Origin of the sequence: Vibrio sp. V42_P2S4T144 (assembly GCF_009904715.1) — a bacterium.
Lineage (GTDB): Bacteria > Pseudomonadota > Gammaproteobacteria > Enterobacterales > Vibrionaceae > Vibrio > Vibrio alginolyticus.
The window spans coordinates 1-15,593 of sequence record NZ_WXWS01000178.1; the positions used below are offsets into that span (position 1 = coordinate 1).

Here is a 15,593-nt window from a genome sequence, read left to right on the forward strand (position 1 = left end):
AATCTGAAAAAATTTGAATATCCTGCTGAGTTAAGAACCTGTAAGGTGGTAGCAGCGAGCTATCATCCACTCGCTGCAATACATTAACTCTGAAATGCAGGTCTAGCTAAAATTTGGTTATACCATCGAGCAATGCTTGGCGACGTCGATAGCACATCAATTTCTAGGCCTTTAATTGCGAAACTGATCAAAATAAAGCCTGTTATATCGACGATAGTAAAATGGTCTACGGCGATAAAATCATTATGTTCAAGGCGCTTGTCTAAGACAGGCAGAAATTCGTAGACGCGTTGTTTTGATTCTTCGCCCCATGCTTCAACGCAACGTTCTCTGTCTCCATAAACTCCGGTCATGTTTCGAAACGCCTGAAATGCCGCATTTAGTCCTTGGAACTCCACCACACGATGCCACATTTCCACCTGAGCACGTTCGAGCTGGTTAGCACCAAACAGCGCCAGATCATTTTCAAACGCTTCATCTAGGTAGCGACAAATCGCCACACTTTCACAGATCGTCGTACCATCATCCAGTTCGAGCAAAGGCACTTTGCCGTTCACGCTTTTCGATTTAAACGGTTCAGATAGGTTATCGCCCTCACGAACGTTCAGCGCAATTCGCTCAACCTCGCCACCGATTTCCTTTAGAAAAATGCTAACTCGCTTACAACTTGGAGTCATTGCGGTTTCATAGAGCTTCATTTCACATCCTTTTATCTTTTTCTAACCGATTGGTTAGGATATACTGTAGCCAGTTTATAAACGATCAGTCAAGAACTTCACTATCAAAAATTTTCAAACAGTTGTGGGTCTGTTTGCTGAGCGAGATTTTTGATGCCGTTTGTGAGTTCACATGAATTTGGAGGCTGATACCCAAGGATAGATGGGTATTCATCATATTGGTTCAGTTCGAGCGCTAGAGGTTCTCTGTACCATCCCTCCAAAGCAATTTAATTACCCGATAAGCAGACCCAGGCAGGTAATTTATGGCAAGAAAAGCCAACTTCGACCGAGATGAAAAGCTTCTCGTGGCTATGGATGTGTTTTGGCGCAAGGGCTTTGCGAACACGTCTATCTCGGATCTCACCGACGAGTTGAACATCAACCGCTTCAGTCTTTACAACACCTATGGTGACAAGCAACAGCTCTACTACGAAGCGCTCGATACTTACTTAAAAAAGGTCTCGCTACCGTCACTGAATGATTTGGAAAAAGACGATGCGTCTTTACCTGAGTTGGAATCGTTCCTTAAATCTTTTGCTGAACTGCAACGCAAACGCAACTGTGGGTGTTTTATCCAAAATGCGTTGATTGAGCACGCTGGTGAAGACGATGACGTACTGCGTAAAGGGCATTTTTTGTTTGACCATCTTATCGACATCATTGCGGATGCGCTGACCAATGCGCAAAAAGAAACCTTAGTGCCGAAAACGCTGAAACCAGAAGAGCTCGCTCGTTTTGTTCTCAACAACATGCAAGGTATGCGCGTACTTGGCAAAGCCAAACGTTATGCCGACTTGGATACCGCGCTTTCCTGCTTGCTGGTTTTGATTAGGAAGTGACATGTCGATTGAAGTGATAGCAGTACGTCTTACCAAAGGCATGGACTTAAAGCTGAGCCTAGCGAAATTGGTCGAGCAGCATGGTATCAAAGCAGGCTCGATTGCCTCATGCGTTGGCTGTATCTCTAACCTCAACCTTCGTTTGGCAGGTGCAGAGAGTACGTTAACCAAACAAGAGCCATTTGAAATCGTCTCTGTGATGGGAACACTAACGCCTGAGCATCAGCACGTTCATATCTCGGTGTCTGATCGTGATGGACTAGTTTGCGGTGGGCATTTGCTGGAAGGCACAGTGATTGATACTACCGCAGAATTGATCATCCATTCTTACTCAGAACTTGAGTTCACTAGAGCGATGGACGACTCGACTGGCTATACCGAACTACAAGTGAATCCTTCCAAATAGTAAAAAGCTCCAGAACCATACTGTGGTGTATCTGGAGCTTTATTCGCATGTCTCTCACGCGAAGAATTCACTCATATCGAGCAAGCTAACTTCGGAGATCACTCTTCGACTAAATAACAAACCTGATTATCGTCGACCATTACTTGCCACGTTTTTAGACAGTGCGCATCGTCTTCTAAACACTGCCCGCTCTTTAAACTGAAGTGCTGTTTATACAGTGGTGATGCAACACACATCTCACCATCAATATCACCGACAATCCCTCGACTCATCACATAAGCCTTACCAATTGGATCCCAATCTTGAACGGCGTAAACACCGCTATCAGGAATGTAGAACAACGCGACATGCTCGCCTTCAATCAACACCGTGGCACCGATGAACGGCATTAGGTCATCAAGCTGACACAATTTCACTTTGGTTAAAGCTGCCATTTACACCTCCTGTTTCAATGGAATACGCTGACCGCGCACACGTTGGTACGGCAAGACTTTGCTGCCCGACGTGCTGTTCAAGAAAGGACGGAAGCGTTGCAGTTTCTGTGGACTATCCAACGTACTCTTCCACTCACACTGATAGGTATCTACGACTCGTGCCATTTGTTCATCCAAAGCGTCACATAGGTTGAGAGAGTCATCCAAAATCACTTGCTTAAGGTAATCTAAGCCCCCTTCCATGTTCTCCATCCACACTGACGTACGCTGCAAGCGATCTGCGGTGCTGACGTAGAACATCAATACTCGGTCGATCATGGTGATCAACTCTGATTTGGATAAGTCGGATGCAAACAAATCTGCGTGTCTTGGTCTCATGCCTCCATTACCGCAAACGTATAGATTCCAGCCGTTTTCAGTGGCGATCACCCCAATGTCCTTACTTTGCGCTTCTGCGCACTCGCGAGTACAGCCCGATACGGCAAACTTAAGCTTATGGGGCGCTCGCAATCCTTTGTATCGGTTCTCTAACTCAATGGCTAATCCGACCGAGTCATCAACACCATAGCGACACCACGTAGAACCAACGCAAGATTTCACGGTGCGCACCGATTTGCCGTAGGCGTGCCCTGTTTCAAAACCAGCATCAATCAAGGTTTGCCAGATTTCAGGAAGCTGTTCTAACTGGGCACCAAATAAATCCACGCGCTGACCGCCTGTGATCTTGGTGTACAGATCGTATTGCTGAGCAACTTCGCCTAGCACGATAAGTTTGTCTGGTGTGATTTCACCGCCCGGAACACGAGGCACAATCGAGTAAGAGCCATCTTTTTGCAGGTTTGCCATAAAGGCATCGTTAGAATCTTGCAGAGATTGATGTTGAGGCTCCATGATGTGTTCATTCCACAAAGAAGCAAACACAGATGCTGCTGTCGGCTTACAGATATCACACCCATGCCCTTTGCCATGCAGTGCAATTAAGGTGTCGAAGTCTTTGATTTGTTCCACTTGGCAAATATGGAACATCTCTTGGCGACTTAACTCAAAGTGCTCACAAAGGTGGTTGTTAACCTCTACCCCCATGGCTGCCAGTTGAGTATCCAATACCGACTTCACCATATTGCTACAGCCACCACAGCCAGTACCGGCTTTGGTGTTCGCTTTAAGGTCCGTAAGGTTGGTGGTGCCAGCTTGAATCTCGGCAACTAAGTCGCCTTTTGTGACGTTGTGACAAGAACAGATGATGGCGCTGTCTGGCATCTCTCCATCAAGCATTCCGGTATCAAACAACAGGTTCGCGGCGTGGTCTGGTAGAACCGTTTTGTTCAAATAACACTGTAAGAGCGCATCGTAGTCACTGTTGTCACCAACGAGAATCGCACCAAGCAGTTGGGTGCCGCTCGCATCAACCACCAGCTTTTTGTAGATGCCTGCAACCGCATCTTGCAACACCATTTCCTGTGCGCCTTCGGTTTGCATTTGTACATCGCCGATAGACGCCACATCCACCCCAAGTAGCTTGAGCTTGGTGCTCATGTCTGCACCTTTAAAACCTTCGCTCGGCATACCAGTCAAGACATCGGCAGTGGTTCTCGCCATGGTGTAACCGGGAGCGACCAAACCAAAGATCTTCTGCTCCCAAAGGGCACATTCGCCAATCGCGTAAATGTTCTCATCGCTGGTTTGGCATTGGTTATTAATCACAATGCCGCCTCGCTCGCCTATTTCTAGCTCAGCCAACCTTGCCAACTCATCTTGAGGACGAATGCCTGCGGAGAAGACAATCACATCCACTTCGAGAGGATCTTTGTCTTTAAACACCATACGATGCTTAGCCGTTTCACCATCGCAGATTCGTTCCGTACCCGTTGAGGTGTGAACGGTTAGCCCTAGCGCTTCAATCTTCTCTTTTAGCACCAAGCCTGCACCATCATCTAATTGCACGGGCATCAGGCGAGGCGCAAATTCAATAACGTGAGTTTCTAGCCCCAATAGTTTGAGTGCGTTTGCCGCTTCTAAACCCAACAAGCCACCGCCAATCACTGCGCCTGTTCTTGCACCTTCACATGCCTTTTTGATTTGTGAAAGATCATCAAGCGTGCGGTAGACAAACACGTTGTCGCGGTCTTTACCTTCAATTGGCGGCACAAATGGGTACGAACCAGTAGCGAGCACAAGTTGGTCGTAACCCATCACATCTTCACCATCAAGCAGAATGCGCTTTTGCTCTCTGTCGATGCCTGTTACTTGGCTGCCAAGTACGAGTTGGATGCCATGCATGTCGTACCATTCTTGGTTACTCAGCATCAAATCATCATGAGACTTACCCGCAAACAAAGAGGACAACTGTACACGGTCATACGCGATAAAACGCTCTGCACCAATCACGGTAATTCGGTGCTCCAAATGCGCGTTTTTCTGCACTAATTGCTCGACGAGGTGTTGCCCGACCATACCGTTGCCTACCACAACGATGTGGCTCAATGCGTTCTTTACAGGGATCGTTAAAGGACTGTTCATCGCTGCCTCCTTATGCCGTTTGCGCTGCGGTTTTGGGTTTGTCTTCTTTCGAAGCAGGAATCTCGACTTTGGATTGCTTCTCGTAAAGGAACTTCAACACCGCTTGTCGACACTTCTGATACTGCGCATCATCCGCCAGTGCTACACGCTCACGAGGGCGCGGTAGATTTACTTCTAACACCTCTCCAATGGTTGCCGCCGGTCCGTTAGTCATCATCACAATTTTGTCGGATAGCAGCACCGCTTCATCCACGTCGTGGGTAATCATGATGACGGTGTTGTTTAGCTCGGCTTGAATCTTCATCAGTGCATCCTGCAAATGCGCACGAGTTAACGCATCCAACGCGCCAAATGGCTCATCCATCAGTAGAACCTTTGGTTGAAGTGCCAGTGCTCTGGCAATTCCGACTCGCTGCTTCATGCCCCCAGAGATTTCATCCGGCTTTTTGTGCGCGGCATGCTGCATTTGAATCAACTCCAAATAGTGATTCACTTGCTCCTGAATCCACGCTTTGCCCTTTTTGCCAGCAATTTGTTTTACTGCGAGCTCAACGTTTTGATATACGGTGAGCCAAGGCAATAACGAATGGTTTTGGAACACCACTGCGCGGTCAGGTCCCGGTCCTGCCACCTCTCGTCCATCGACGATCACACCGCCGTCTGTTGGCATGTGCAGCCCTGCAACTAAGTTCAATACCGTTGATTTACCACAGCCAGAGTGACCAATTAGGGATACAAACTCGCCTTTATTTATTTGTAAATCGACGTTCTTAAGCGCGATGAACTCGCCATCTGGCGTTGGGAATCGCATCCCTAATCGCGTTAGATCTAATAATGCTTTTTCCATGATCTTTTCCCTTATCTCAACGCTTGTTGTTTATTCCAAGACAACCACTTTTGAAGTTGCAACATGCCTCTATCGAGCATCAAACCGATAAAGCCGATGGTGATGACTGCGACCATAATACGACCCAATGATGCCGAGCTGCCGTTTTGGAATTCATCCCAAACGAACTTGCCTAACCCTGGGTTCTGAGCGAGCATTTCTGCCGCAATCAACACCATCCAAGCGATACCTAAAGAGAGACGTAAACCGGTGAAGATCATTGGAATGGCAGAAGGTAATACGATGGTGCGAATGTGCTGCCACCACGAAAGTTGAAGCACTTTGCTCACGTTGACCAAGTCTTTATCAACGCTCGTTACGCCCACGGCGGTATTAATCAGCGTCGGCCATAAGCTACACAGCGCCACTGTGATCAGAGAGTTAATGAACGACTTAGCAAACATCGGGTCATCACTCACATAAGTGGCACTTACAACCATAGTGACGATAGGCAGCCAAGCTAAAGGTGATACGGGCTTGAGCAGTTGAATGATTGGGTTGAACGCTTGATACAGCCCTTGATTCAGACCAAGCACGATGCCAAGCGGAATCGCGATAACCGTCGCCAGCAAAAAGCCCGCAGTTACGGTCACTAAGCTTGTTATGATTTGGTCGAAGAACGTCGGTTTACCTGTGTAGGGACGAATCTTCACTTCCGCGTCTGGATTCTTCGCTAACTTCGCAGCATTACGTTTTTCCTGACGTTCGATAAACGCTTGTTCCTTTTCTCGCTCTTGCCAATGGTCATCGACAAGGTTGCTGAACTGCTGAAAAGTTTGCACAGGTCCCGGTAGCGTACCTAATGAAGTTTGCACTTCTCTCGCTGCTAAGTGCCACATTGCCAAAAAGATCAGCAAGCCAATGACGGGCAAAAGCACCAGCCGACTTCGGTTCACTACCTGCTTAGCAGGAAACAGGGAAATGACATTACTAGACATACTCACTCCTAAGAAATTTACATCCTTGTTGCCACAAGCGAATCCCCCTCGCCTGTGGCGTTTATCGTTATGGTTAAACCTTGTCTTTTCCTTTAAGCCCGATAGAGAACTTCTCTAGATATTTATTTGGCTCGCGACCGTCATAAACGATGTTGTCGATAAAGTGTGTTTGTGGCGCACGAAAACCATCTTCAGCACTGAAATCTGGGAAGTCTTTTTTGCTCAACACACCATCTTCAATTAGCGCTTGAGCCGCTTGTTGGTAAATGTCCGGACGGTAAACCTCTTTTGCGACATCCATGTACCAATCATCGGATTTCTCGCTTGAGATCTGTCCCCAGCGACGCATTTGAGTCAGGTACCAAATCGCATCGCTGTAATACGGATAAGTAGCGTTATGACGGAAGAACACGTTGAAGTCTGGCACATCTCGTTTGTCGCCTTTCTCGTATTCAAACGTGCCCGTCATTGAATTGGCGATAACTTCGGCATCCGCTCCAACATACTCACTTTTTGATAACATCTTCACTGCTTCTTGGCGGTTGGCATTGTCGTTTTCATCCAACCAATGTGCCGCTCGAATCAAGGCTTTCACTACACGAATGTGCGTGTTTGGATACTTCTCAGCCCAAGCTTTGGAAACACCAAACACTTTCTCTGGGTTGTTCTTCCAGATTTCGTAGTCAGTCACGACTGGCGTACCAATGCCTTTGAATACGGCTTGTTGATTCCATGGTTCGCCTACGCAGTACCCTTTGATCGTGCCCGCTTCCATTGTGGCTGGCATTTGTGGTGGCGGTGTAACACTCAACAGAACATCAGCATCCAATTGACCACTGTTATCACCTGAGTCTGGTGCATAAAAACCTGGATGAATCCCGCCAGCCGCTAACCAGTAACGCAACTCATAGTTGTGTGTCGATACAGGGAACACCATGCCCATGTTGAACGGTTTGCCTTTATCCAGATAGCTGTCGACCACAGGCTTCAGCGCATCCGCTTTGATTGGGTGAACAGGTTTGCCATCTGGTTGTTTGGGAATGTACTGCTTCATCTGTTCCCAAGTATCATTGGAAACCGTGATTGCGTTGCCGTTCAAATCCATACTGAACGCAGTAATCACTTCTGCTTTTGTGCCAACACCAATCGTTGCGCCCAATGGCTGACCAGCAAGCATGTGCGCGCCAGCAAGCTCACCGTCGATGACTCGGTCTAAAAGCACCTTCCAGTTTGCTTGCGCTTCTAAAGTGACGTACAAGCCTTCGTCTTCAAAAAAACCTTTCTCATAAGCAACTGCCAACGGTGCCATATCGGTTAACTTAATAAAACCAAACTTCAGGTCTTCAATTTCTGGTTCACCCAACTCTGCCTTTACGCTGACCGTGGTGAATATCGATAACGAAATTGCTGACACTTTCAGCATAGAACTCCATTTCATTGGTTTGCTCCCATAAAAAAAGCGCCACTACTCCGAAGAGCAGTAGCGCCGTTGCTAAGTCTACAATTACCGCCGTTGATAATTGAGATAAGCGATTCAACAATAAACCCAATTCTTCTAATCCAATTACTGTGCCAACTTATTTTTCACAGTAAATACAATAGATTAGTATATCTTGCCGTTTGTTATTTCCTGTTATTGCTTGCTGATAGTGCAACACGCACCACGTTAGAAAACGCACCCTAACCCCAAAGTAGTAGAACGACTAATCAAGCACCTCCAAAGTAGTTATCAAATTCTTGGCAACTTGTGCGAGCGTTTGGCTCGATTGCATGGCCGAATTTCTAAGCGCTTTATAAGCCTGATCTTCATCAACGCTGTGCATCTTCATCAGCAGACCTTTGGCTTTTTCCACCAGCTTGCGCTCTTCAATCTTGTGGGTCAGCGATTCAATTTCCGATTGCATACTTTCGAATTTCGCTCTCACTAATGCCGCATGCTCAATCCAAGGTTGAAGTGCAAATTCACTATCGTGCGGCATGAGCACATAGTCCATTTTTTCTGATAAACGATTGATATCATTAGATGATAACTGCTTTAAGACGATAAGAAGTGGTGCCGATTTTCTGCGGCAGAAATCAACGATCAAACGCAGTTCTGCCGTTGGCTGCTGCCATCCAACCATAACGCATGCAGACGGTTCTCGTTGCATTAACGTTTCTAGTTGTGCCAATTGGCAGCCGATGATGTTGTCGTAATCTTTGCTCAATAAGCCGGACAATCGAGCCTGCTCTTGGAGGCTATCACAGCATACTATGATGGGTGTTTTTGACGTTGATTGAGTCATGCACATTCCTTGTTTATATCTCACTCACTAAGAGAGACATAACAAGGAATGTGCCAACTAAAGCTGAAGCGTTTTAACTAGAGGCGAGATGTTCTTTGAAGAAGCCGAGTGTACGTTCCCAAGCGAGCGCTGCTTCTTCCGGTGCGTAGCGTGCCGTTGAGTCGTTATGGAAGCCGTGGTTGACGTTTTCATACATTAACGCTTGATACTGTGCGTCGGTCGCGATTAACTGCTGCTCATAGGCAGGCCATGTGTCGTTAACACGCTTATCGAGCCCTGCAAAATGAATCATCAACGGTCCTTTGACTTGCTTTTGGATCTCTTGTGCCGCTGGTGTTCCATAAAAAGGCACACCTGCATCGAGCTCTTCAGGCATTACCGCTGCAAGCATATTGACAATGTATCCACCGAAGCAAAATCCAACCGCGCCCAATTTACCGTTGCCACCCTCGTATTGTTTGAGGAAATTAGCCGCTGCAATAAAGTCTTGTTCGATCTTGGCTCTGTCCATCTCTTTCTGCATGGCGCGACCTTCATCGTCGTTCCCCGGATAGCCGCCGAGTGGATAAAGTGCGTCTGGAGCGAAAGCAATAAAGCCGTCCTTTGCAAGTCGTCTTGCGACATCTTTGATATAAGGGTTCAGACCTCTGTTTTCATGGATCACCAACACAGTCGGCGATTTTAAGGTCTTCTTCTGTGGCATCACTAAATAACCACGCCCCTCTCCATGCCCATTTGGAGATGGAAAGGTTTCGTAAGTTGCTTTGATGTCAGGATCGTTAAATGAAACTTGTTCTGCCAGTGCGTAATTCGGGGTTAGCGCGTCGACCAGTGCTGTCATGCTAAAGCCAAGCACAGCAAGGCCACCCAACTTATTCAGAAACTCACGGCGCGAGATTTTTCCGTGGGCGTATTCGTCGTACCAATCGAAGGCTTCTTGCGGGATCGGATGAGAAGCCTTTTCACTAGGAGTGGTATGCTTTAGAACCATTATCCATGTCCTCTGTGTCTTACCATATGGGATTTTCTCATTCTCAAACGCGAAGCTAAAAACGAACGCGATTGAGGCTAAAACTGCGGTTTCACCACTGTGATACGGAGCAAGGTGGTGAAACACATCATTGGCGAGCTAGGATCTTTTACCTTCTTCAAACAATAGATAATGGATTCAGATTCAACAACTTTGCGTCGTTGGTTTTACATTAATTGACAATAGTATCTTATTGCTGGCCGCAATAGGCTTGCCAGTAAGAGAAAGCTCGTTCGAATGCTTTTTCCCTGTCATGCATTTGTGCAAACAAGACCACTGTCATCGTAGCGAGAACCGTATTCGCCATTTGGTTCATGTCATCTTCTGACGTCCCAAACGGGCAGTTCGCAGGCATTGGCACCTCAGACAGCATTTGCTCCGTCCAGTAGTGCGATGTCACGCCGCTTGTTTGGCTTAACCATACGGTTTGGCTTACTTTCGGGTTGTATTCGGACTCACCCGATTGTCCTTTGAATGACACAACGGCATGAGCGGTTTTGCCAATCTCGAATTCGACTTCAGCATGAAGTTGTTGAAACCCGGGATGAAAGCTACCACGAATACCAACCGTCGCCTGCCCCGGATTCAATGCACGAACCACGGTATTAATCGGCGTTCTAAGCCCATAACGATTCTTCCAACCGATCATGGTTTCTGCTTGACGAGCAAACGCACTCAGCGGCAGATACACGATGTTTTGCGTTTCTAAGACACGCTTTGCTTCTTCTGCTGATTCCGCTTTCTTGATAGCAAACTTGTCGAGGTAATCTTCTGCGTGTAAACGACCAGATTGACGATCGTGGTAGCCATGCATCAGCACCTTATGACCATTATCGGCGAGGATCTTCGCTGCCAACAGGTGCCAAGGCTGACCTGCCGCTTCACGTTTGCCTGCATAACATGGCCAGTCAATGTCTGCACCAATGGCTGGCATGCGGGATTGGAATGCTTTCACAAAGCCAGCGATTTCTTGTTGAGTCTCGTTCTGTACGCGGATCAGCATCAACAGCATTGCCATCTGATCGTCGTCGCACTCACCGTTTAGGTATTCATCCATAACTCGAAACGCTTGGTCAAAGTTCAGTGGTTTTCTACCACGTTCGCCACGACCGACTGTTCTAATACATTCCAAAATGCTGCTCATATTCCCTCGTATTCCGTCACTGACTGTACGGTTTCTATTAGTTGTTCGCGCAGTTTGACAACTTCTCCCATTACAATCAATGCTGGGCTCACGCCTTTAAGTGTAATCGATAAATCATTGAGCTGATTGAGTTGTGTAACGTGCACTTGTTGTTGAGGGCTGCAACCATGAGTGATGATCGCGACTGGGAAATCTGCTCTTAAACCAGAGCCTATTAAACCCGTTTGTATTTGCGATGACTTTTCTAACCCCATATAGAAGACTAACGTTTGTCCGCTTTGCATCAGTTGGCTCCACGCTTCAAATACGCCTGTAACCACTTGCCCCGTCACAAAGGTAACGCTGCGAGCAACGCCACGATGAGTCAGCGGAATCAAGCTGTTTGCTGAACATCCAATCGCAGCGGTAATGCCGGGAATGACTTCGTACGCGATTGAGTGTTTGACGAGCGCTAATGCTTCTTCGCCTCCACGGCCAAATACGAAAGGATCTCCCCCTTTTAAGCGTACAACTCGCTTTCCTTGTTGAGCGAGCGATACCATCAAGTCACAAATTTCTTCCTGACCAATACTAGGTTGTCCGCATCTTTTGCCCACGTAAATCCAATCGGCTTGTGGCGAAGCCAACTCCAAAATATCTTTGTTAACCAAACGGTCGTACAACAGTACCTCTGCCGACATAATCGCTTTCACAGCCTTTACCGTTAACAAGTCAGGATCGTGCGGCCCTGCTCCGACAATCGAGACAAAACCTTTGTGGTTCGCGTCCAGGTCTAGTGAATGGTCTTCTAAAAGTTGGTTCAGTTTGCTTGCTTGATCATGCTTAGAAAAGCGAGACGAGCGTTCTTGTTTCTGACTCGCTTGTCCTTTCTTAAACCAAGACTTTTGATAAGGCGCTTCCATGTGCTTATCCTCTTTATGACTTACTTTATTTGAATAGCCAAACTTTGCTGGTTCGCTTGCTGTTTGCCCTTTTGATGCTGATGGCTGTCGACCATTTGTTTGATTTGAGAGACGCACGAGCCACAGTTAGTACCGCATTTGAGTTTGTTTTGAAGTTGGGTCACTGACGTACAGTCTTGTTTCTCCATCGCGTCATGTATTTGTTTATCGGTAACGCGGAAACAACTACAAACCAGTTTGGCACTGCTTTGCGATTGAGTGATGGTAAGCAGTTGCGATAGCTCCATCGGCTTGCCAATCAAGCCGGTAAAGTTCGTGTAGCCGGTTTGAATCGGTTCACTAGACACCACCAAAACAGAGCGAATGATACGAACGTCTCCAACAAGGTCGTAATCCACCGCTAGCCAACCTTGGGCAATATCTATCGTAATTCTGCGGCTCTTTTCCGTTCGACAAAAACTCTGCTTCTTTGGTCGCTTATCGTGTGCAAAGCGCCAGATGCCTAAATTACTTTCTGCTTGAAATGCGCTGTAGAGAAACTTACCGGAATCAAACTGTGTACCGATGAACATACCGTAGGTTTTTACCGCCGCATCTTGCACTTCAACATAAGACGACTTAAACGCAGGTTGCCCAGAAATAGGGTCTTTTGCGCTGTTTACTATCGCGTTAACACTGCTTTCACCGCCATATCGACCTGCCCAGTGCATTGACATAAACAGCTCTTGAAAACCCAAACCTTCATCAATGGCAACTTTGGCATAAATACCGGTGTTTGAAGTAGGCTGAAACAGCTTGGTGAGTTGTCCTGCTTTTAAGCGATTTTGAGTGGCGGAGAGTGTGTTCATGTACACGGTTGGTTCTAACTCAGAGGCGGCAAGGTGTGCGATATGACCTGTGCGCGTCATGGTATGCCATTGGTCGCGTTGCCTGCCCGTATTGAGCCACCAGCCTTTTGTTCTTTCTAAACGCGTTGGAGATTCACTGGTCACGACAAAACGCGCTTTTCCATCTGGGTGTGAATAGACGCCATCAGCAAAAGGGCGCTCTCCTCCCCATTGTGTCGGCACCCACTCTTCGTATTCTTGCTCGGTTAAGTTGGCGTATTGAGAAAGATCTAGCTTCAATGGCGAATCTGCATTCATGCCTGTCATCGCGGCATATTCCCTGAATACCACCCGCTCAGAAGTAAACGCAAAGCCATTTTGTGTCTTTTCCAATGCACACAGAGCTTGCCCAACTTGGCTTATCGCCCACCAATCTGATTTTGCTTCACCGGGAGGCGTTTGAAACTGGCGCTGCCTTGAAAGTCGACGCTCAGAATTGGTCACCATGCCTTGCTTCTCCCCCCAGCCAGCGGCGGGTAGCAATAGGTCCGCGTAATGCGCTACATCCGAATCCGCTGTGATATCGGAAACAATCACAAACGGACAAATCTCTAGTGCACGTTTTACCAATTGGTTATCTGGCAAAGAGACAACAGGATTGGTTGCCATGATCCAGAGAACTTTAATCTCACCACGTTCTACCGCCTCAAACAGTTCAACAGCTTTTAAACCGGGCTGAGTGGCAATTTCTGGTGAATCCCAAAACGCCTGCACTTGCTTTATAGACTTTGCGTCAAAAGCACGATGAACCGCTAACTGGTTTGCCAATCCACCGACTTCTCGCCCACCCATCGCATTGGGCTGACCTGTAATAGAAAACGGCCCACAACCTGACTTGGCAATTTTACCCGTCGCCAAGTGTGCATTAATGATTGCATTGCCTTTGTCGACGCCATTTTCGGCTTGGTTTACCCCTTGGCAAAACAACGTAATTGCGGTTGGGCTTTGCGCAAACCATTGGAAGAATGTCGTGAGTTTTTCTTCTGAAATGCCAATGGAAGACGTCAAATTAGTGACATCGTAACGCAAATCAGAAACTTCTTCTCTAAGTGCATCAAACCCGTCGGTATAAGAATTTATGTATTCAGAATCAATGCATTGCTGTTCAATAAGAAACTTGAGCAGCCCATTGAAGAGTGACACATCACCATCATTTTTAATCGGTAGATGCAAATCAGCTTGCTGCGCGGTGACCGTTTCACGCGGGTCAATGACCACCAGCTTGAGGTTAGGATTGCTTTCTCTCGCTTGTTGAATACGTCGGAATAAAACAGGATGCGTCCAAGCGGTATTAGCACCGCAAATTATCAATAGCTCAGTCTTATCAATATCGTCGTAATTGACGGGAACGACATCTTCACCAAATGCTCGTACATGAGCCGCAACCGCCGAAGACATACACAAACGCGAGTTCGTATCGATGTTTGCGCTGCCAACATAGCCTTTCATGAGTTTGTTGGCGACGTAATAGTCTTCCGTTAACAACTGCCCTGACACGTACATCGCGATGGAATCCGGTCCAAACTCCGCTTTCGCTTGATGAATCTTTTCAGCAATCAGATCCGTGGCTTGTTGCCATTGCACCTCTTGCCCTTGAGGTCGTTGCTTGGTGACAAGCTTTGGATACAACAAGCGCGAAGGCATATTCAAGCTCTCTGCCAGCGCGACACCCTTCACGCACAGTGATCCCGCATTTGCAGGATGACACGCATCCCCAACGATTCCTTTCGCATTGACCTCGACACCACATCCAACACCACAATAGGGACAAGTGGTTTTTTTGCATCCTTGCGACATAACACCTCCAGTGCGATTCAGCCCAACTTACTAGCAAAAAAAAGCCTCTCCCGAATCGAGAGAGGCAGCAATGCCTTTAACGCTGTTAGTACATTTTCAAAAAGTAATACCCTATACCGCTCTCGCCTGCTATTAAGAGCGGCGCATCGAGTTATCGATGAACGTTTATGTAAAGCAAGTGAGGTGCCAAGATTAAAAACCCTTACCATACAAAGGGTTAGCTTAAAACCAATTATAGCAACGTAATGCTACGCACTGATTGTGTGCAAATTTCGGTCATTATCGTGCAGTATTACTTTACTAATTCCATAACTAACCTGGATTCTTCGTCACCAAAATAATGCGCTTCTTCTTCTAACGTTTTAAAGCCAAGGGAGAGGTATAAAGACAATGCAGGTTGGTTCTTAGGATCGACAGTCAATTTCACGCTTGAGCCTAACGTCAACGACGCAATAACGTTTTCTAGGAGGGAACGCGCAATACCTTTACCTCTATGTTGAATATCGACGGCCAATGACATGATCCAATATTGATGTGCATTTGTGCTAGTCGTTAGCAATATATACCCTGCTACCTGCTCTCCCTCTTTTGCTACCAGTAAACTCTCTCCCCAACAATCAAAAGCTTGCCGAAAGAAAAATTGAGGATAGGCGTGTTCTCCAAATAAAGTATTTTCGAGCTTATATATGGCAAATAAGTCCTCTTTTTGCGCACACAAGATGTCCATTCAATGACTCCTTCTTTAACATGAATGGCAGCAGTATACCTAAATCTCATCTAAATGACGGGACACAAACATCTCAATT

At 46.9% G+C, this 15,593-nt stretch carries 14 protein-coding genes; 2 read left to right on the forward strand and 12 right to left on the reverse strand.

The genetic code is table 11. The features are described 5' to 3' along the window. Positions 1–83: 83 nt before the first annotated feature. Entirely contained in the window at positions 84–698 is a 615-nt protein-coding gene (locus tag CAG68_RS06225; RefSeq protein WP_053349944.1) for a glutathione S-transferase family protein, read from the reverse strand. A 284-nt stretch (positions 699–982) separates the two neighbouring features. On the opposite strand from CAG68_RS06225, the gene CAG68_RS06230 reads away from it, so the two are divergent. Together CAG68_RS06230 and CAG68_RS06235 are read left to right on the forward strand one after the other, a co-directional pair. Further along, positions 983–1,558: a TetR/AcrR family transcriptional regulator gene (locus CAG68_RS06230; protein ID WP_005375904.1), complete on the forward strand. Its 576-nt coding sequence runs from the start codon at positions 983–985 to the stop codon at positions 1,556–1,558. A gap of 1 nt (position 1,559) precedes the next feature. Continuing rightward, positions 1,560–1,964 (forward strand): PPC domain-containing DNA-binding protein, encoded by a 405-nt coding sequence (locus tag CAG68_RS06235; RefSeq protein ID WP_053349945.1) that lies wholly within the window; start codon positions 1,560–1,562, stop codon positions 1,962–1,964. Positions 1,965–2,062: 98 nt separating this feature from the next. Here the strand turns inward: CAG68_RS06235 and nirD are convergent, their stop codons facing one another. The 11 genes from nirD to CAG68_RS06290 form a co-directional block, all read right to left on the reverse strand. After that, positions 2,063–2,398 (reverse strand): nitrite reductase small subunit NirD, encoded by a 336-nt coding sequence (nirD, locus tag CAG68_RS06240; RefSeq protein WP_053349946.1) that lies wholly within the window; start codon positions 2,396–2,398, stop codon positions 2,063–2,065. Beyond that, positions 2,399–4,918 (reverse strand): nitrite reductase large subunit NirB, encoded by a 2,520-nt coding sequence (gene nirB, locus CAG68_RS06245; protein ID WP_161440925.1) that lies wholly within the window; start codon positions 4,916–4,918, stop codon positions 2,399–2,401. It lies immediately after the preceding gene. A gap of 10 nt (positions 4,919–4,928) precedes the next feature. Then, entirely contained in the window at positions 4,929–5,765 is an 837-nt protein-coding gene (locus CAG68_RS06250) for an ABC transporter ATP-binding protein (protein ID WP_005450080.1), read from the reverse strand. A gap of 11 nt (positions 5,766–5,776) precedes the next feature. Next, positions 5,777–6,742, reverse strand: a complete 966-nt coding sequence (locus tag CAG68_RS06255) for an ABC transporter permease (RefSeq protein ID WP_025609899.1) — start codon at positions 6,740–6,742, stop codon at positions 5,777–5,779. Positions 6,743–6,815: 73 nt separating this feature from the next. Continuing rightward, entirely contained in the window at positions 6,816–8,180 is a 1,365-nt protein-coding gene (locus tag CAG68_RS06260; protein WP_161440926.1) for a CmpA/NrtA family ABC transporter substrate-binding protein, read from the reverse strand. A gap of 265 nt (positions 8,181–8,445) precedes the next feature. Further along, complete coding sequence (locus tag CAG68_RS06265) at positions 8,446–9,027, reverse strand: ANTAR domain-containing protein (RefSeq protein WP_161440927.1); 582 nt, start codon at positions 9,025–9,027, stop codon at positions 8,446–8,448. Positions 9,028–9,100: 73 nt separating this feature from the next. Then, complete coding sequence (locus tag CAG68_RS06270) at positions 9,101–10,018, reverse strand: dienelactone hydrolase family protein (RefSeq protein ID WP_161440928.1); 918 nt, start codon at positions 10,016–10,018, stop codon at positions 9,101–9,103. A 229-nt stretch (positions 10,019–10,247) separates the two neighbouring features. After that, complete coding sequence (locus tag CAG68_RS06275) at positions 10,248–11,201, reverse strand: glycosyl transferase family protein (protein ID WP_053349949.1); 954 nt, start codon at positions 11,199–11,201, stop codon at positions 10,248–10,250. After that, complete coding sequence (gene cobA, locus CAG68_RS06280; RefSeq protein ID WP_053349950.1) at positions 11,198–12,103, reverse strand: uroporphyrinogen-III C-methyltransferase; 906 nt, start codon at positions 12,101–12,103, stop codon at positions 11,198–11,200. Before cobA ends, CAG68_RS06275 begins: the two co-directional genes overlap by 4 nt. A 20-nt stretch (positions 12,104–12,123) precedes the next feature. Then, a complete protein-coding gene (locus CAG68_RS06285; protein ID WP_161440929.1) occupies positions 12,124–14,787 on the reverse strand; it encodes a molybdopterin-dependent oxidoreductase in 2,664 nt (887 codons plus the stop codon). Positions 14,788–15,079: 292 nt separating this feature from the next. Then, the gene (locus CAG68_RS06290) at positions 15,080–15,514 is read right to left on the reverse strand and encodes a GNAT family N-acetyltransferase (protein ID WP_161440930.1); all 435 of its coding nucleotides are present in this window, start codon (positions 15,512–15,514) and stop codon (positions 15,080–15,082) included. Positions 15,515–15,593: the final 79 nt, after the last annotated feature.